The following is a 16,828-nucleotide window of genomic DNA, read 5'->3' on the forward strand; positions in this document are numbered from 1 at the left end:
ATCTCCTATATCCATCAGACTATAAGAGATTTTTTAAAATAATGAGTTGACAATGATTGACTGCTTAGATCATCTGTAATTGAGCTTTGGCCTGTGCAAAGACATCGTCAGGGGTTTGAGTGGCATCCAGTCGTTTCACACGTTCAGGATGACGCTGCCATAGTGTTTCATAACCACCACGAACTTTCTCAAAGAAAGTTACTTTCTCTTGTTCAAAACGATCTAAAGCACCGCGTTCACGGGCACGATTCATACCCAATTCAATCGGTGCATCTAACCAAAATGTCAGATCAGGCATACGAGCAACGAAATTTTGATTGAGTAAATTCAGCTTATCTTCACTTAAACCACGACCTGCACATTGGTAGGCAAAACTCGCATCGGTGAAACGGTCGCACAATACAATTTTACCCGCCTCTAACGCAGGCAAAACCACTTGTGCTAAGTGCTGTGCACGCGCTGCATACATAAGCAGTAACTCAGTGTCATTACACATCTGCTCTTCATGGTTCACAGCAAGTAATAAACCACGAATTTGCTCAGCCATAGGCGTTCCGCCTGGCTCGCGTGTTAAAACCACTTCACGCCCTTCAGCAAGGAAAGCATCATAAATACGGCGAATGAGTGTGGTTTTACCGACACCTTCAGTGCCTTCAAAGCTAATAAACATCAATTTCCCTTATTTTTAGAACGTAAAACGGCAAGATAGTCTTGTACCGCTTTATTATGATCTTGCAAATTACTACTAAAAGTATGACCGCCATTACCCGTCGCAACAAAGTAAATATTGTCCGATTCATCAGGGTGCATGGCTGCTTCAATTGCTTTTTTGCTTGGCAATGCAATCGGTGTCGGTGGCAAACCTGACATCGTGTAGGTGTTATAAGGTGTTGGACGGCGCAAATCGGCTTTAGTCAAATTACCTTGATATGCATCTCCCATTCCATAGATAACCGTTGGATCTGTCTGTAAACGCATTCCAAGTTTTAAACGGCGCTCAAATACGCCCGATACTTGTTCAAGTTCACTGTCTAAATTGGTTTCTTTCTCAATAATTGAAGCCATAATTAATGCTTCATATTTATTTTTATAAGGCAAATCGTTTGCACGATTATTCCACGCTGCATCCAATGCTTTCATTTGTCGTTGATACAGGTCTGTCAGAATTTTTCGATCCGTTTCGCCTTTGGCAAAGAAATAGGTATCGGGTGCAAACAGTCCTTCAGGATGTGAATATGGAATATTCAATTCTTTTAACAATTGCTCTGTCGGAAGATTCACGACTTCTTTGGTTACTAAATCATCTTTTTTAAGAGCATCAATGAGCTGTTTAAATGTCGTGCCTTCAATCACCAAAATACGATTCATCTGTGCATTATCGACATTAGAGATCATCTTCAAAACATTGGCAATGCTCATGCCCTTTTGAACTTCATAGACCCCTGCTTTCATAGTGTCATGAATCGCAATACGCTGATAAATTTTCACTAAGATCGGGAAGCTAAGATGATCTTCTTTAGCCAAACGGTCAATAAAGCCTGAGTAGGTTTCACCTGTACCGATCATCAGCCTTTGTTTATCACCATCAACCGGATAAGCCTTCCAAAGGCTGGCTTTTAAAACCAAACCACTAATTAAAAGCAACCCAACAACAATAAGGATTAATCCTTTAAATGGAAATGATTTAGACGTCTTATTTTTCTTTTTGGCTTTAGGCTTGGAGGCTGGCATAAGTTGGCATCTGATCTAAACGTAAACTATTAAAAAGCTCAATACAAGGCGCACAATCTAATTGACGCTGTTCTAATTGAGTGACCATTTTCATTGGGCTGAGTGCATTGCAAAAAAATAAACTTTGAATCTGTTCAAGCTCATCTAATCCAATCTCGCGAACTTCACATTGCACAGCATGTTGCTGCATACGGGCTAATATTTCAGCACGCATCACACCCATAACGCCATTATAGCGAAGTTCTGGGGTGATCCACGTATTGTTTATACGAATGAAACAATTACTGCTCACCCCTTCTACAATTAAACCTTGTACATCACAGACCAAGGCTTCAATCCAGCCTTTTTGATCTGCTTCTTGTTTGAGCATCACTTGCTCTAAACGATTTAAGGTTTTAAGCCCAAGTAAACTTGGCATAGTTAAACCTAGTGCCTGCTGCAAAATACCCGATTTAATCTCTTGATATTGAAAATTTTGAATTGGCTGAGGATAATAAAACACCCATACATCAGCGGCATGCTCAGGTAAACTGTAGCCACGCTGTCCTATTCCACGGCTTAATATAATTTTTAATGTACCATTCAAGACTGGTTCATATTGCTTTAAAGCTTCAAGCGTTTGCTCAATATAAGATAAATCTGCTTGAAGGCTTAAACGCATATTACTGTCTTGCAAACGCATCAAATGCCGATCCCACAGTTCCACTTCACTGTCACGAATTCGGGCTGTGGTAAAGCAACCATCGCCATAATGAAAAGCACGATCTAATACATTCACCTGATCGACTTGCTGTGCATTTTTAAAACATAACATGCATTTAGGACCTCATCTTGAAGCTCAATCATATCGAAATATAGCCACCATCTATATATCTTTTTTCCTCACATCAAATTCTTTTTTAATTATTTTTTATGCAAAAAAACTCAAGCTATTCTTGCCCCATCAAATAAAAGCGAAATAAATTGAGGCAAAAATGAATTTAAACAAATTAAAACTCGGGGTATTGGCAGCGCTGGTTTCAGCAACTGCATTTAGCGTATCTGCGAAAGACTTTTTGAATGTATCTTACGACCCAACACGTGAACTGTATGACAACTTCAATAAAGAATTCAGTGCGTACTGGAAAAAATCTACGGGTCAAGATGTAACTTTCAAACAATCACATGGTGGTTCAGGCAAACAAGCCCGTGCGGTGATTGATGGCTTAGATGCCGATGTCGTGACTTTGGCACTTGCAGCAGATATTGATGAAATTGCAGCACGTGGTTTATTGCCAAAAGACTGGCAAAAGAAATTCCCACAAAACTCTACGCCATATACATCTACGATTGTATTCCTTGTACATAAAGGAAACCCAAAAGGCATTAAAGACTGGGGCGACTTAGTGAAACCGGGTGTAGAAATCATTACACCAAATCCAAAAACGTCGGGTGGCGCACGTTGGAACTATTTAGCCGCTTGGGCTTGGGCGAAACACCAACCAGGTGGTAACGATGCCAAAGCACAAGAATTTGTTCGTCAAATTTATAAGCAAACTAAAGTGCTTGATTCAGGTGCTCGTGGTGCAACAACGACCTTTGCTGAACGTGGTATCGGACATGTACTTTTAGCTTGGGAAAATGAAGCGCATCTAGCTGTTCGTGAACAACCGGGTAAATTTGAAATTGTGACGCCTTCACTTTCAATCCTAGCTGAACCGCCTGTAGCAATTGTTGAAAAGAATGCGAAAAAAGATGGCAACCTCAACTTGGCGAAAGCATATTTAAACTATTTGTACTCTCCAGCAGGTCAAACTGTTGCAGCACAGAACTACTATCGTCCACGTAATGCGGCTGTACTAAAAAAGTACAGCAATGTATTTAAGCCACTTAAACTAGTGACCATTGATAAAGAATTTGGTGGCTGGACCAAAGTACAAAAACAACATTTCGATAATGGCGGTGTATTCGATCAAATCGTAAAAGCCAATAATTTAAAATAAGCGATAAAATTGCTTAGCACAAAGGCCTTAATTCATAAGGCCTTTGTCATATCAAAGGCTTAAAAAGCCACTTATACTCAAAATTCATATAAAATTCATTTTTTATTATTTTTTATGCATAAAGAATAGGTTTATTCTCCACTCATGTTACAAAACATGTATGAATAAATTGAGGTCGACATGAGCATTGCAAATAAATTAAAACTTGGACTTTTAGCCACATTGATTTCTGCAACTTCAATGAGTGCAATGGCGCGTGACTTCCTTAACGTTTCATATGACCCAACGCGCGAACTTTATGAAGATGTAAATAAAGAATTCGGTAAATATTGGAAGAGCCGTACAGGCCAAACCATTAATTTTAAACAGTCACATGGTGGTTCAGGTAAACAAGCCCGCGCTGTAATCGATGGTTTAGAAGCTGATGTGGTAACTTTAGCGCTTGCTGCTGATATTGATGTCATTGCTGAAAAAGCAAAACTACTACCACAAGATTGGCAAAAGAAACTTCCACAAAACTCAACACCATATACATCAACAATCGTTTTCCTAGTACGTAAAGGCAACCCGAAACATATTAAAGATTGGGGTGATTTGGTTAAACCAAACGTTGCGATTATTACACCTAATCCAAAAACATCTGGTGGTGCACGTTGGAACTATTTAGCCGCTTGGGCTTGGGCAAAACACCAAGCTGGTGGTAATGACAAAACAGCACAAGAATTTGTTCGTAAGATTTACAAACAAACCAAAGTTTTAGATTCAGGTGCGCGTGGTTCAACTACGACATTCGCTGAACGCGGTATTGGTGATGTGCTCTTGGCTTGGGAAAATGAAGCGCATCTTGCTTTGCGTGAACAACCGGGCAAGTTTGAAATCGTAACCCCTACACTTTCTATTTTGGCCGAACCACCAGTTGCGATTGTAGAAAAAACTGTTGCGAAAAAAGGCAATAAATACCTTGCACAAGGTTACTTAAACTTCTTGTATTCACCACTTGGTCAAGAAATTGCAGCACGTCACTTCTACCGTCCACGTAATGCAAAAGTGTTGGCGAAATACAATCATACCTTTAAACCACTGAAACTCGTGACCATTGATCAAGAGTTTGGCGGCTGGGACAAAGTACAAAAAGCACACTTTGAAAATGGCGGTATTTTCGATCAAATCGTAAAAGCCAACAGCGCGAAATAAATAGAAGAAATAAGGAGCAGCATCATGACACATACGCTAATTGTTCCAGGAGTGGGTGGCAGTGAATACGAACACTGGCAATCTTGGCTACAGCGTGGCTTGATGCAATGCTCCCGAGTTGAACAAAAAGATTGGAATCATCCTGTACTTGCAACTTGGGTTAAAGAATTTGTTCAACATGTAGTAACAATCAAGGGTGATATTGAAATTGTGGCGCATAGCTTTGGTTGTCTGACCAGTGTGGCTGCCCTGTTTCAGCACCCTGAACTGACGCGAAAAATTAAAAAACTGATTTTAGTTGCACCGGCAAATCCGGAACGATTTGGGGAAAATGGCTTTGCTCGTGAGAGTCAATCCAATTATGGGGCTTATTTCCATCAGTTGAATATCAAAGTTCCAACCGTGATGTTGATTAGTGAAAACGATCCATGGCTTAGCTTTGACGATGCACAAGCATTAGCAAAATCATGGCATTTAAAACCGATCAATTTAGGTCAAGTTGGACATGTCAATGTTGCATCAGGCTTTGGCCCTTTCCCTGAAATTAAACAATATTTAAGTCCAGAGAGTTCGATGCAACATATCAGTAATGCTGATGATGGCAAGTATTTTTTTAAATTTGCATTTTAGGTGTCGCAAATTATGCTTGTCCCAAATTTCATTTTTAATATTCGCTGGTTGTATTCAATTAGCATTCTCTCTTTTGAGGAGTAACCATGTCGCAGCGATCCCGAGTGCTGCCAGGATTTGGTCTATCTCTAGGCTTTACCCTAGCGTATTTATCACTCATTGTACTGATTCCACTGTCTGCAGTGTTTATCAAATCTTTAGGCATTGGCTGGGATGGTCTTTGGGAAATTCTCAGTTCAGAACGTATCCTTAAATCATTACAACTGAGCTTTACTGCTGCCATTATTGCAGCTTTAGTCAATGTGATTTTTGGTCTGTTACTGGCGTGGTGTTTGGTTCGTTATAGCTTCCCTGGTAAGCGTATTGTGGATGCATTGGTCGATTTGCCATTTGCCCTACCAACAGCGGTTGCAGGTATTGCTTTAACCTCACTTTATGCCCCTACTGGTTGGATTGGTCAGTACTTAGAACCTTTAGGAATTAAAGTAGCCTATACACCACTGGGTATTACCTTGGCACTGATCTTCATCGGGATTCCATTCGTAGTTCGTACAGTTCAGCCAGTACTTTCTGATTTGGAAACAGAACTTGAAGAAGCCGCTTCTGCACTTGGGGCAACTCGCTTTCAAATCGTGACCCGTGTGATTTTTCCAATTCTATTGCCTGCTTTAATTACAGGTTTTGCATTGGCATTTGCACGCGGTGTAGGTGAATACGGTTCGGTGATCTTTATTGCAGGCAACCAGCCATTTAAGACAGAGATTGCACCCTTAATGATTATTTCTCGTCTTGAAGAATATGATTACGCCGGTGCAACCACCATTGCGGTTGTGATGCTTCTTATCTCATTTGTCTTGTTATTCCTGATTAACTTATTACAAGCATGGGCGAGCCGACGTACAGGGAGAACTGCACGATGAGTTTGAATACCAACAGCAATGCACTTGCTGAAAAGCTACAATCTCGTGATGCGACACGTGAGCCAACATGGGTACGTTATACCTTAATCGCGATCGCCATGATCTTCTTCCTAAGCTGCTTAATTTTGCCATTGATCTTGGTATTTGTTGAAGCATTTAAACAAGGGATAGGCGTTTATAGCCAAGCGCTTGTGCATCCAGATACATTATCGGCAGTTAAGTTAACCTTACTCACTGCAGCTATTGCCGTTCCAATGAACGTGGTCTTTGGTGTTGCAGCAGCTTGGTGTGTGGCAAAGTTTCATTTCCGCGGTAAATCAATTTTAACAACCATTATTGATATGCCATTTTCGGTATCACCTGTAATTGCAGGTTTAATGCTGGTGTTAATTTTTGGTACGCAAGGTTGGATGGGCAATTGGCTCATGGATAACGACATCAAAATTTTGTATGCCGTACCTGCAATTGTTTTAGCAACTGTGTTTATTACTGTTCCATTCGTTGCACGTGAACTCATTCCATTAATGGAAGCGCAAGGCACTGAAGAAGAAGAAGCTGCGATTGTACTTGGTGCATCAGGCTGGCAAACCTTCTGGAAAGTGACCCTTCCAAATATCAAATGGGGCTTAATTTACGGTGTCATTCTGTGTAATGCCCGTGCAATGGGTGAATTCGGTGCGGTGTCTGTGGTATCCGGTCACATCCGTGGTGAAACCAATACCTTACCGTTACACGTCGAAATCCTTTACAACGAATATACCTTCAGTGCTGCGTTTGCTGTGTCGTCTCTCTTGGCTTTACTCGCGATTATTACCTTAATCCTGAAAACATGGGTTGAAGTACGCCAAGAAAAACAAAACAAACGCAATGATGAATCAACAGTTTCTTAAGGAATGCCCACATGAGTATTCAAGTAAAAAATATTGAAAAACACTTTGGTGCCTTCCATGCACTGAAAAATATTTCCCTCGACTTTCCAGATGGTCAGTTGGTTGCACTTCTTGGTCCTTCAGGCTGTGGTAAAACCACATTGCTTCGTATCATCGCAGGTCTTGAATCTGCAGATGGTGGTCAAGTCATTCTGGAAGGTCAAGATGCAACGAATGTACACGTACGTGAACGTGAAGTTGGTTTTGTATTCCAGCACTATGCATTGTTCCGTCATATGACAGTATTTGACAACATTGCTTTTGGCTTACGCGTACGCCCACGTTCTACTCGTCCATCTGAAGCCGAAATCAAAAAACGTGTTACTCGTTTATTAGATTTGGTTCAGCTTGGTTTCTTGGCAGACCGCTACCCTGCTCAGCTCTCTGGTGGTCAGCGTCAACGTATTGCTTTGGCGCGTGCTTTAGCTGTTGAACCTCGCGTACTTCTACTCGATGAGCCATTTGGTGCCTTGGATGCCAAAGTACGTAAAGAGTTACGTCGCTGGTTGCGTACTTTGCATGATGAATTGCACATTACTTCAATTTTTGTGACCCATGACCAAGAAGAAGCGCTCGAAGTGGCCGATCAAATTGTGGTGATGAATAAAGGCAATGTGGAACAAATTGGTTCACCGCGTGAAGTGTATGAAACACCAAAAACACCATTCGTCTTTGATTTCTTAGGCCAAGCCAATCGTTTTGAAGGTCAAAACAATAGTGGTGTGATCCAATTGGGTGAAGACCGTTTGCAATTTGATGGTGCTAAAAATGCAGCACAAGGCGAAGTGATTGTATTTGCTCGTCCTGATGAATTCCGTATTCATGCACAACCACAAGACAATGCAATTCAAGCAACTTTCATTCGTGAACTTTGGATTGCAGGCAAAGTTGTTGCTGAACTGAATGATCGTCAAGGTAACTTAATTGAAATATTGCTTACGCCTGAAGAAGCGCGTGCGCATCAGTTCCGTCCAAATCAAACCGTTTGGTTAAGTGCATTGAACTTGCACTTGTTTGAAAACCAAGTGGCATAAATACAAAAAGATGGGGCTATTTGCAGCCCCATCAACTTAGTAGGGTGTAAAAAATATGAATTTCCAACAACTAAGAATTATCCGCGAAACGGTAAGACAAAATTTTAATTTAACAGAAGCATCTGCTGCACTTTACACCTCTCAGTCAGGTGTCAGTAAACACATTAAAGATTTGGAAGATGAGCTAGGCGTTCAGCTTTTTATTCGTAAAGGTAAGCGCTTATTAGGTTTAACTGAACCTGGTCAGTCTTTACTTGGTATTGTTGAACGTATGTTGGTCGATGCAGACAACATTAAACGCCTTGCCGATGACTTTAATAAAGTTGATGAAGGCACTTTAACGATTGCAACAACGCATACACAAGCACGTTATGTCTTGCCGCCGATCGTGAATCAATTTAAAAAAGCATTTCCTAAGGTTCATTTGATTTTACAACAAGCCAGCCCTGTTGAAATTACGGAAATGCTCCTTCAAGGTGAAGCAGATATTGGTATTGCAACTGAAGCGTTAACCACTGAAGATAATCTTGCAAGTGTGCCTTACTATAACTGGCAACACAGCATCATTACGCCACAATCACATCCATTAGCTTCAAAAGAAAATATCACGATTGAAGATTTGGCTGACTTTCCAATTATCACCTACCACGGTGGTTTCACAGGTCGTTCTAAGATTGATACTGCTTTTGAGAATGCAGGTTTTCATGCGGATATCGTGATGTCTGCGCTTGATGCCGATGTGATTAAAACCTATGTAGAATTAAACATGGGTGTCGGCATTGTCAATGACGTAGCTTATGACCCAGAACGTGATTATCGTTTAAAACAAATTAAAACCGATGTATTTGGTGTTAATACCACTTGGATTGCTGTACGTAAAGGTCACCTACTTCGTGGTTATGGCTATGAGTTTATATCGCTCTGCTCACCAGATGCAGACATTAAAGCCCTAAAAAAAGTTGCTTATCCTGACGAATAAGTAATAATAAAAAAGGCTCCAAAGAGCCTTTTTTATTATTTAAAATTTCTAAGCATGAAAAAACGAGCCGAAGCTCGTTTTTTATCAGGTCAAACTTACCAGTAGAAGTTCACACCAACTTTACCAACTGGTAACCATTCATACTTGTCATCATTTGCAATCGCTTGGCGATCATTTTCAATTGCTTGTGCTGCACTAACACCATTTACAGTCTGTGTTAAATCTCCAGTACCCACTAAACGTACACTTGGGTTACCAGTATAGTAAGCACCTACTTCACCAAATACACCCCAATTTTTACTGAACTTTGGAGCCCAGCCTAAACCGACGTAAGGTGCAATATCATTATCATAAACTAGATTACCTTGCACACTCGTTACACTACTATCATAGTAACGACCATCAATTTTAATTTGACCATCAGAGCCTGGACGACCTGTAAGAGCATAGTCATTATCAATGTAAGCAACACCAGCTGCTAAATAAAGTCCTTGAGCAGCCATACTTTGACTATCACCCCATGGACGTAATTCAGCATTTAAATAAACAGTGTTATTGTCTTGATCCCAATCATACTTCGTGCCATTAATTGAAAGGTCATCAGTCCAAGAAATATCGCCACCGTTGTAACCTAAAGTAACGCCTACTTTCGGGCTTGCAGTCCAAGATAAAGCACCACCATAGCCTGTTGTACCCACTTCTAAACGAGCACCTGTTGGTACAAGTTGGTTTGGTTCAAATACATAACCATCGTGAACAACAGTGTCATCAGCCATTGCAAGACCTGAAACAGCAGATAGTGCAGATACAACTGCTAAAACGCGTAGTGACTTCATAAGTTTCTCCTCAAAAAAATTTAGTTTTTACATTTGTTACTTTTGTAATACGGCAAATCTTAAAGCAGAACATGATCACAAATTATTCGTTTTTTGCTCACTTTTTGTTATTTTTTGATACAAATGCAATTAATCATTGATTCATTAAGTAATTTTGTATTAGTAACCCATACAATTAATGAGAAATTTCTAGTTTCTAAATTTCAGCTGATATTAAGACAATTTTAATAAAATAATTTTATTTAATATATTCATTAGTTTTAACAGCATAAATCATGAATAATTTCATTTTATAGTGTCAAAAATGGCTATTGTTAGCTCAATATAGTGTAAAATCTTGGAAAATTTTTTCTGGAAGGAAGATCATGTCTCAGCTTTCAACAATCATTGAACAAGCGTTTGAAGACCGTGCCAATTTCACTGCTGCAGATTGCCCTGCTGAAGTACGTGCTGCAGTAGAGGAAGTTATTGCTGGCCTAGATAACGGTTCATTACGTGTTGCTGAAAAAATCAATGGTGAGTGGGTTGTTCATCAATGGATTAAAAAAGCCGTATTGTTATCATTCAAACTTAATGACAACAAACCTATCGAGTCATGTGACCTTCGCTTCTACGACAAAGTTGATACTAAATTTACTGGCTGGACTGAAGAACAGTTCAAAGCTGCTGGTGTACGTGTTGTACCTCCTGCTGTTGCACGTAAAGGTTCATACCAAGCGAAAAACGTTGTACTTATGCCATCTTACGTAAATATCGGTGCGTATGTGGATGAAGGTACAATGGTTGATACATGGGCAACTGTAGGTTCATGTGCACAAATTGGTAAAAACGTTCACTTGTCTGGTGGTGTTGGTATTGGTGGTGTTCTTGAACCGCTTCAAGCGAATCCAACGATTATTGAAGACAACTGCTTCATCGGTGCACGTTCTGAAATCGTTGAAGGCGTAATCGTTGAAGAAGGTTCTGTAATTTCAATGGGCGTATTCATTGGTCAATCGACTAAGATTTATGACCGTGCAACTGGCGAAATTCACTACGGTCGTGTTCCTGCTGGTTCAGTTGTTGTTTCTGGTACATTGCCGTCTAAAGATGGTACGTGCAACCTATACGCTGCAATCATTGTGAAAAAAGTAGATGCGAAAACTCGCGCTAAAACAAGCTTGAACGACTTATTACGTGAAGACTAATATCTCTTAAGCTTTATACGGAACGTCTTATCAGTTCCTCATCTCTACGATCAGCAATGATCGTAGAGATTTTTGTTTTTATACCCTGTCATTTGTTTTGGTTATTTTTGTTATGAATAAGCTTCGTTCTTCCGCTATACCTGTTTCTGATCCGTCTGCGGGTTTACGTATCACGGAGATCTTCTATTCATTGCAAGGTGAAGCCAATGCAGCAGGCTTGCCGACTGTATTTATTCGTTTGACGGGTTGTCCATTACGTTGTACGTATTGTGATACCACTTATTCATTTGAAGGTGGTGAGCGCCAATCTTTAGACGATATTATTCAAACTACACTGAATTTTAAAACACCTTATGTCTGTGTGACAGGTGGTGAGCCACTTGCTCAACCTAATGCACTGCCATTGATGCAACGTTTGGCCGATTTAGGTTGTGAGGTATCACTTGAAACCAGTGGTGCCTTAGATGTATCTAAAGTCGATCCACGTGTTTCTAAGGTTTTAGATTTAAAAACACCAACTTCAGGTGAAGTTGCACGAAACTTGCTTTCAAATCTCGATCATTTAACCCAGCATGATCAAATTAAATTTGTGATTTGTAATCGTGAAGACTATGACTGGGCAAAAGCGCAAGTTGCAGAATTTGCTTTAAACGAAAAAGTGAGTACCGTATGGTTCTCCCCTGCATTTGCAGTTGAAAAAGGTGCGGTTCGTTTACCTCAGTTAGCACGTGACCTTGCACAATGGATTTTAGAAGACCATCTCCCTGTTCGTTTCCAGTTACAACTGCATAAATTGCTCTGGAATGATGAAACTGGTCGTTAATTATTAATTTTAAATTTGGAGTATCAATTATGCGCCCTCGTGCCATTGTTTTATTGTCTGGCGGATTAGATTCAACAACTTGTTTAGCTTGGGCGCAGGCACGCTACGAATGTATCGCGTTAAGCTTTATGTATGGTCAACGTTCAACGACAGAATTAGACGCTGCTCGTGCTTTAACGAAACGTGCCGGTGTTGAGCATCGTGTAATTAATATTGATCTAGGTAACTTGGGTGGCTCTGCCCTCACTGACCATAGTATTGATGTGCCAGATCATGAACAAGCAGGTATTCCAATTACCTATGTACCTGCACGTAACACGATTTTCCTTTCTTATGCGTTGGCAGCTGCTGAAGTGTTTGGTGCTGAAGCGATTGTGATTGGGATTAATGCCGTTGATTATTCAGGCTATCCTGACTGTCGTCCTGAGTTTATTGATGCTTTCGCCAATATGGCTCGTCTTGCAACTAAAGTGGGCGTTGAAGGCAAACCGCTCAAATTTGAAACACCTTTGTTACATTTATCCAAAGCAAATATTATTCGCTTAGGTATAGAACATGGCGTAGACTACAGTCAAACAGTCTCTTGCTATCAAGCAGATGACCAAGGACGTGCTTGTGGTAAATGTGATAGCTGCCGATTACGCAAACAAGGTTTTGCTGATGCAGAAATCGCAGATCCGACACGTTACGTACCTCAATAACTAGGTAGGGTTTATGAAAAATTTAAAATCAAACATCTTTCTTACAGCTTTAGTATCGGCTGCTGCCGTTTTTGCAGGTTCTGCTCATGCGAACAATGACAAACTTCAAAATGCGTACAAAAGCAATAACGTCAAAGCTGCTTTGATTAATGTTTGTAAAGAAGAAACAGCGAAAGGTAAAAAGTTAACTACTGCTGAAGTTTCTAAATACTGTACTTGTGCTGTTGAAGCTGATGGCCGTTTAACTAACGCGCAAAAATGGGAAATCCAAAGTACCATTAACCAAAAGAAAAGCCCTGCAACCCTCGCATTTGTGCAAAAACAAAATAAAGACTTACAGGCATGTTTCGGTCCTCAGTTAGTGAATAAGTTAAAAACACTCACTGAAGCAGCTCAAGCTGCCCAAGCGAAAAAATAAGTCTTTTGACTTTAAAAAGCCTGCAGATGCAGGCTTTTTTATTCCCGTCTATTTGGTATAACAATGCTTTTTTCTATGCGCTCGCATTCAGAATTTGGTTATGATATTCAGATTCATAGCTGCTTTTAATTTAAGGATGAACCATGTCAGATTTGACTTTATTAAATCACACCTTCCCGACAACCCAAGGTGAAGTGAACCTTGCTGAACACCCAAGCGAATGGCTCATTGTCTACTTCTACCCTAAAGATTCAACTCCTGGCTGTACAACTCAAGCGATTGGTTTTTCTTGCTTAAAAGATCAATTTGATGCATTGAATACCACTATTTATGGCGTATCTCGTGATTCAGTAAAAGCGCATCAAAACTTTACAGAAAAACAAAATCTTACGATCGATTTGATTAGTGATAAAGAAGAAATCTTATGCAAACACTTCGATGTGATTAAAGAAAAAAATATGTATGGCAAACAAGTTATGGGGATTGAGCGTTCAACATTCATTTTCCATAACGGTCAATTGGTAAAAGAATACCGTAAAGTGAAAGCTGCTGGTCATGCTGAACAAGTCCTTGAAGATCTAAAAGCATTACAAGGCTAAGTTTTTGAAGCCCGAATAAGTTCGGGCTTTTTTATGATCATAATAATGAGTACGCAATCCACCACATGACAATCGCAATAGATACATCGAGGATTTGCCAAGCTCTCGGATTATTAAAGATCGGCAATAAAAACCGAGCTGCGTACCCCAAGCTAAAAAAGAAGATAAATGAGGCGCAAATAGCCCCCAAAGCGAAGTAAATTTTCCATTCAGCAAATTTGATTGAAATTGAACCCAATAAGACAACTGTATCCAAATAAACATGTGGATTGAGCCAGGTAAAGGCTAAACAAATCACAATGGTTCTATACAGAGATTGCCTTTCAGTTTGTCCTAAATCCAAATGTTGCCCTTGCATAGCTTGTTTAAAGTGCAATGCTCCATAAACAAATAAAAAGGCAGCACCCGTATATTTGGCAATAGACATTAACAGCGGATGACTTGAAACAAATTGTCCAAATCCCATCACCCCTGCCATGATGAGTAAAGCATCCGAGATTGCACAGACCAAACATACCCAAAAGACATGTTCTTGTTTTAAGCCTTGTTTTAAGACAAAAGTATTTTGCGCACCAATGGCGAGGATTAAGCTCGAGCCCATGAGAAAACCATGGATCAGACTGTTTAATAGCATGAATCATCAACGTATATCTTTTAATACGCCGAATTATGCCCGCAGAAAAGATAAATTGATTATGATTAAGAAAATATCAATATAACTAAATTTTTCTTAGGTTGTTTATGTTATCCAGTAAATCTTGTGAAGCCTTTTTGACCGTTGCAGAATCAGGAAGTTTTGAAGATGCCGCACGTCAACTCTGTATTACAGCATCTGCTGTAACCTTACGAGTGCAAGCCTTAGAAAAAGAGCTAGGACAGATTTTACTCTTAAGAGAACGCCCCTGCCGTGTGACCAATGCAGGGCAGCAATTACTTGAACATTTACAGCATCAACGCTTGCGTGAACAAAATTTAATACAACAATTTCATGGTCATCATGATGCACATTCTTTTCAGCAGTTTAGTATTGCCACCAATGCTGATTCATTATCAACATGGTTACTTCAAGTTCTGCATCCGGTTTTAATTGATCATCATATCGCTCTCAAAATCATGATTGATGACCAAACCCAAACCCACCAACTTTTAGAAACAGGTCAAGTCAATGCCTGTATTTCAGTAGAAGATCAGTCGATGAAAGGTTGTAGTGCACATTATTTAGGAACGATGAATTATCGCATGGTTGCCACACCCGCTTTTGTGCAGCGATGGTTTTCTAAAGGCATTTCTAGACAAATCTTAAAACAGGTTCCAGCGATTATATTTAATGATAAAGATCTTATGCATCATCAAGTCATGCTTAAAATGTTTGGTTTGACGCAGCAAAATTATCCGCATTACTTCGTGCCTTCTTCCACTTCATTTTTAGAAGCCATTCACTTAGGACTAGGCTTTGGCTTAGTGCCTGAATATCAAATTGGGGATGATTTAAAAACTGGAAAACTAATAGAAATTTTTCCCGATGCAAAAACTGAAATACCACTCTATTGGCATCATTGGAAACAACAACCTCTGGCGTTAAAGCAAATCACAGCCATTTTATTAAATGAGGCAGGAAGTCATTTTAATTCAAACTATTAAAATAACTTCCTCCCATGAGATTATTGCGTATTCCATTGACCATTAAGATGGATATTTACTTTTTCACCAACACCCGCAACCGCTTTTTTCATCCCAAAATCTGAACGGTTGATGACTGTCTTCGATGTAACTTTGAGTACATTCGGATTAGAAGCATTTGGGGTTAAGGTTGTATCAAACACGACGGGCTTCGTCACACCGCGCAAGGTTAAATTACCCAAAATTTGATAGCGGTTATTACCAAGCGATTTAAATTGGGTACTTTTAAAGTTTACTGTTTTATATTTTGCTGCATAAAACAGGTCTTCGCCCATAATCATATTTTTTAGTGATGGTTTAGATAATTTAAGGCTATCCACTTGCATGGTAAATTGTGTTGATGCATTTTGCAGCGCCTTAGGGTCAAACTGCATTTTGGCATTTACGCTACCAAAATCACCTTTAACCACCGTCATACCGAGTGATTGGATGCTGAATCCAACTTCCCTATTTGGACTCAAAGACCAATTTTGCGCATAAGCATTCGAAATACACGCAGCGCTCAAGCAACCAACTAAGGCAATATTTTTGTATTTAGCATTCATTTGCATGGTTTTCACTCCTCAACCAATCAGTGAATGCAATCCACGTTAACTTAGGTTGCTCTTATCATTGATGGAGAACTTGTGTGACAATTGTTGATATATCTCGTTATCCTGAAACTTTTGTAAGAAACTGATGGTCCCATGTGGAAATTTGTCTGTCTGTATTTCACCGCGATAATACGCTTCACGCATTGGCGTTGCCGATAAAGCCCCTTCCAAACTTTCCAGCTCCACCATCTCCCATTCAGGGAAGAATTTTAAATAATAAGATGAATCATCTTTAAAATGACCAATTAAACCGACTTTTGCATTTGGCTCAACCACTTCATTCACCAGTGATTTAACTAACTTTTGCCATTTTTCATCATTATAAACATCAATCACATGTACAAATTTAATACGTGCTTGATCCTCTTTAGAAAAATTCGACAAGATCATCTGTTCGCGTTCTGTGGCTAAGAAGGGATTTTTGATATTACGTTCTGGTTGTGCTGAACCAAGTGCCAAGATGACTTGCCCACTTTGCTCAAGCGCAATTTGAATCGTTTTCATATGTGCCAAATGAAAAGGCTGAAAACGTCCAATAAAAACTAAATAATCAAATGTATATTTCATAGCACATCTATTCTTTTATGAACGC

The 16,828-nt window shown here is 39.7% G+C and carries 20 protein-coding genes; 13 read left to right on the plus strand and 7 right to left on the minus strand.

What is annotated here, in order from left to right; translation table 11 throughout:
- Positions 1-64: 64 nt before the first annotated feature.
- Genes tmk through pabC form a run of 3 tightly spaced genes read right to left on the minus strand, consistent with a single transcriptional unit; the run spans position 65 to position 2,545 of the window.
- Positions 65-670 (minus strand): dTMP kinase, encoded by a 606-nt coding sequence (gene tmk, locus A3K93_RS07960; protein WP_067730525.1) that lies wholly within the window; start codon positions 668-670, stop codon positions 65-67.
- A complete protein-coding gene (mltG, locus tag A3K93_RS07965) occupies positions 670-1,731 on the minus strand; it encodes an endolytic transglycosylase MltG (protein WP_067730527.1) in 1,062 nt (353 codons plus the stop codon). Before mltG ends, tmk begins: the two co-directional genes overlap by 1 nt.
- Positions 1,712-2,545 carry an aminodeoxychorismate lyase gene (pabC, locus tag A3K93_RS07970; protein WP_067730528.1) on the minus strand — a complete coding sequence of 278 codons (834 nt, stop codon included), beginning with the start codon at positions 2,543-2,545 and terminating at the stop codon, positions 1,712-1,714. Before pabC ends, mltG begins: the two co-directional genes overlap by 20 nt.
- A 160-nt stretch (positions 2,546-2,705) precedes the next feature.
- Between pabC and A3K93_RS07975 the strand changes: the two genes are divergently transcribed.
- From A3K93_RS07975 to A3K93_RS08005, 7 genes are all read left to right on the plus strand, one after another.
- Positions 2,706-3,713 carry a sulfate ABC transporter substrate-binding protein gene (locus tag A3K93_RS07975; protein ID WP_067730530.1) on the plus strand — a complete coding sequence of 336 codons (1,008 nt, stop codon included), beginning with the start codon at positions 2,706-2,708 and terminating at the stop codon, positions 3,711-3,713.
- 180 nt (positions 3,714-3,893) lie between these two features.
- Complete coding sequence (locus A3K93_RS07980; RefSeq protein WP_067730532.1) at positions 3,894-4,907, plus strand: sulfate ABC transporter substrate-binding protein; 1,014 nt, start codon at positions 3,894-3,896, stop codon at positions 4,905-4,907.
- A 24-nt stretch (positions 4,908-4,931) separates the two neighbouring features.
- The gene (locus tag A3K93_RS07985; protein WP_067730534.1) at positions 4,932-5,537 is read left to right on the plus strand and encodes an RBBP9/YdeN family alpha/beta hydrolase; all 606 of its coding nucleotides are present in this window, start codon (positions 4,932-4,934) and stop codon (positions 5,535-5,537) included.
- 86 nt (positions 5,538-5,623) lie between these two features.
- The gene (gene cysT / locus A3K93_RS07990; protein WP_067730536.1) at positions 5,624-6,457 is read left to right on the plus strand and encodes a sulfate ABC transporter permease subunit CysT; all 834 of its coding nucleotides are present in this window, start codon (positions 5,624-5,626) and stop codon (positions 6,455-6,457) included.
- On the plus strand, positions 6,454-7,347 hold the full coding sequence (cysW, locus tag A3K93_RS07995) for a sulfate ABC transporter permease subunit CysW (RefSeq protein WP_067730538.1): 894 nt from the start codon (positions 6,454-6,456) through the stop codon (positions 7,345-7,347). Before cysT ends, cysW begins: the two co-directional genes overlap by 4 nt.
- 11 nt (positions 7,348-7,358) lie before the next feature.
- On the plus strand, positions 7,359-8,420 hold the full coding sequence (locus A3K93_RS08000) for a sulfate/molybdate ABC transporter ATP-binding protein (protein WP_067730544.1): 1,062 nt from the start codon (positions 7,359-7,361) through the stop codon (positions 8,418-8,420).
- 55 nt (positions 8,421-8,475) lie between these two features.
- Entirely contained in the window at positions 8,476-9,399 is a 924-nt protein-coding gene (locus A3K93_RS08005) for a CysB family HTH-type transcriptional regulator (RefSeq protein WP_067730546.1), read from the plus strand.
- Between the two features lie 95 nt (positions 9,400-9,494).
- On the opposite strand, the gene carO is transcribed toward A3K93_RS08005, so the two are convergent.
- The gene (gene carO, locus A3K93_RS08010) at positions 9,495-10,235 is read right to left on the minus strand and encodes an ornithine uptake porin CarO (protein WP_067730548.1); all 741 of its coding nucleotides are present in this window, start codon (positions 10,233-10,235) and stop codon (positions 9,495-9,497) included.
- Between the two features lie 365 nt (positions 10,236-10,600).
- Between carO and dapD the strand changes: the two genes are divergently transcribed.
- From dapD to A3K93_RS08035, 5 genes are all read left to right on the plus strand, one after another.
- Entirely contained in the window at positions 10,601-11,422 is an 822-nt protein-coding gene (gene dapD / locus A3K93_RS08015) for a 2,3,4,5-tetrahydropyridine-2,6-dicarboxylate N-succinyltransferase (protein WP_067730550.1), read from the plus strand.
- Positions 11,423-11,534: 112 nt separating this feature from the next.
- Entirely contained in the window at positions 11,535-12,245 is a 711-nt protein-coding gene (gene queE / locus A3K93_RS08020; protein WP_067730553.1) for a 7-carboxy-7-deazaguanine synthase QueE, read from the plus strand.
- A gap of 29 nt (positions 12,246-12,274) precedes the next feature.
- Positions 12,275-12,946, plus strand: coding sequence for a 7-cyano-7-deazaguanine synthase QueC (gene queC / locus A3K93_RS08025; protein ID WP_067730557.1), 672 nt, complete (start codon positions 12,275-12,277; stop codon positions 12,944-12,946).
- 13 nt (positions 12,947-12,959) lie between these two features.
- Positions 12,960-13,364, plus strand: coding sequence for a hypothetical protein (locus A3K93_RS08030; RefSeq protein ID WP_067730559.1), 405 nt, complete (start codon positions 12,960-12,962; stop codon positions 13,362-13,364).
- Between the two features lie 143 nt (positions 13,365-13,507).
- A complete protein-coding gene (locus tag A3K93_RS08035; protein WP_067730561.1) occupies positions 13,508-13,963 on the plus strand; it encodes a peroxiredoxin in 456 nt (151 codons plus the stop codon).
- Positions 13,964-14,000: 37 nt separating this feature from the next.
- Here the strand turns inward: A3K93_RS08035 and A3K93_RS08040 are convergent, their stop codons facing one another.
- Positions 14,001-14,597: a LysE/ArgO family amino acid transporter gene (locus tag A3K93_RS08040; RefSeq protein WP_067730564.1), complete on the minus strand. Its 597-nt coding sequence runs from the start codon at positions 14,595-14,597 to the stop codon at positions 14,001-14,003.
- A gap of 107 nt (positions 14,598-14,704) precedes the next feature.
- Here A3K93_RS08040 and A3K93_RS08045 point away from each other — a divergent pair, with 107 nt between their 5' ends.
- Entirely contained in the window at positions 14,705-15,604 is a 900-nt protein-coding gene (locus A3K93_RS08045) for a LysR family transcriptional regulator ArgP (RefSeq protein WP_067730566.1), read from the plus strand.
- 20 nt (positions 15,605-15,624) lie between these two features.
- On the opposite strand, the gene A3K93_RS08050 is transcribed toward A3K93_RS08045, so the two are convergent.
- Positions 15,625-16,188 (minus strand): YceI family protein, encoded by a 564-nt coding sequence (locus A3K93_RS08050; protein WP_067731705.1) that lies wholly within the window; start codon positions 16,186-16,188, stop codon positions 15,625-15,627.
- Between the two features lie 45 nt (positions 16,189-16,233).
- Positions 16,234-16,803, minus strand: a complete 570-nt coding sequence (locus tag A3K93_RS08055; RefSeq protein ID WP_067730568.1) for a nicotinate-nicotinamide nucleotide adenylyltransferase — start codon at positions 16,801-16,803, stop codon at positions 16,234-16,236.
- Between the last annotated feature and the right edge of the window lie 25 nt (positions 16,804-16,828).

The organism is Acinetobacter sp. NCu2D-2, assembly GCF_001647675.1.
Taxonomy (GTDB): domain Bacteria; phylum Pseudomonadota; class Gammaproteobacteria; order Pseudomonadales; family Moraxellaceae; genus Acinetobacter.

What these genes read in the sequence shown, in the direction of transcription:
- tmk (WP_067730525.1), bottom strand. Translation starts at nt 670, where the DNA reads ATGTTTATTAGCTTTGAAGGCACTGAAGGTGTCGGTAAAACCACACTC.
- mltG (WP_067730527.1), bottom strand. Translation starts at nt 1,731, where the DNA reads ATGCCAGCCTCCAAGCCTAAAGCCAAAAAGAAAAATAAGACGTCTAAA.
- pabC (WP_067730528.1), bottom strand. Translation starts at nt 2,545, where the DNA reads ATGTTATGTTTTAAAAATGCACAGCAAGTCGATCAGGTGAATGTATTA.
- A3K93_RS07975 (WP_067730530.1), top strand. Translation starts at nt 2,706, where the DNA reads ATGAATTTAAACAAATTAAAACTCGGGGTATTGGCAGCGCTGGTTTCA.
- A3K93_RS07980 (WP_067730532.1), top strand. Translation starts at nt 3,894, where the DNA reads ATGAGCATTGCAAATAAATTAAAACTTGGACTTTTAGCCACATTGATT.
- A3K93_RS07985 (WP_067730534.1), top strand. Translation starts at nt 4,932, where the DNA reads ATGACACATACGCTAATTGTTCCAGGAGTGGGTGGCAGTGAATACGAA.
- cysT (WP_067730536.1), top strand. Translation starts at nt 5,624, where the DNA reads ATGTCGCAGCGATCCCGAGTGCTGCCAGGATTTGGTCTATCTCTAGGC.
- cysW (WP_067730538.1), top strand. Translation starts at nt 6,454, where the DNA reads ATGAGTTTGAATACCAACAGCAATGCACTTGCTGAAAAGCTACAATCT.
- A3K93_RS08000 (WP_067730544.1), top strand. Translation starts at nt 7,359, where the DNA reads ATGAGTATTCAAGTAAAAAATATTGAAAAACACTTTGGTGCCTTCCAT.
- A3K93_RS08005 (WP_067730546.1), top strand. Translation starts at nt 8,476, where the DNA reads ATGAATTTCCAACAACTAAGAATTATCCGCGAAACGGTAAGACAAAAT.
- carO (WP_067730548.1), bottom strand. Translation starts at nt 10,235, where the DNA reads ATGAAGTCACTACGCGTTTTAGCAGTTGTATCTGCACTATCTGCTGTT.
- dapD (WP_067730550.1), top strand. Translation starts at nt 10,601, where the DNA reads ATGTCTCAGCTTTCAACAATCATTGAACAAGCGTTTGAAGACCGTGCC.
- queE (WP_067730553.1), top strand. Translation starts at nt 11,535, where the DNA reads ATGAATAAGCTTCGTTCTTCCGCTATACCTGTTTCTGATCCGTCTGCG.
- queC (WP_067730557.1), top strand. Translation starts at nt 12,275, where the DNA reads ATGCGCCCTCGTGCCATTGTTTTATTGTCTGGCGGATTAGATTCAACA.
- A3K93_RS08030 (WP_067730559.1), top strand. Translation starts at nt 12,960, where the DNA reads ATGAAAAATTTAAAATCAAACATCTTTCTTACAGCTTTAGTATCGGCT.
- A3K93_RS08035 (WP_067730561.1), top strand. Translation starts at nt 13,508, where the DNA reads ATGTCAGATTTGACTTTATTAAATCACACCTTCCCGACAACCCAAGGT.
- A3K93_RS08040 (WP_067730564.1), bottom strand. Translation starts at nt 14,597, where the DNA reads ATGCTATTAAACAGTCTGATCCATGGTTTTCTCATGGGCTCGAGCTTA.
- A3K93_RS08045 (WP_067730566.1), top strand. Translation starts at nt 14,705, where the DNA reads ATGTTATCCAGTAAATCTTGTGAAGCCTTTTTGACCGTTGCAGAATCA.
- A3K93_RS08050 (WP_067731705.1), bottom strand. Translation starts at nt 16,188, where the DNA reads ATGAATGCTAAATACAAAAATATTGCCTTAGTTGGTTGCTTGAGCGCT.
- A3K93_RS08055 (WP_067730568.1), bottom strand. Translation starts at nt 16,803, where the DNA reads ATGAAATATACATTTGATTATTTAGTTTTTATTGGACGTTTTCAGCCT.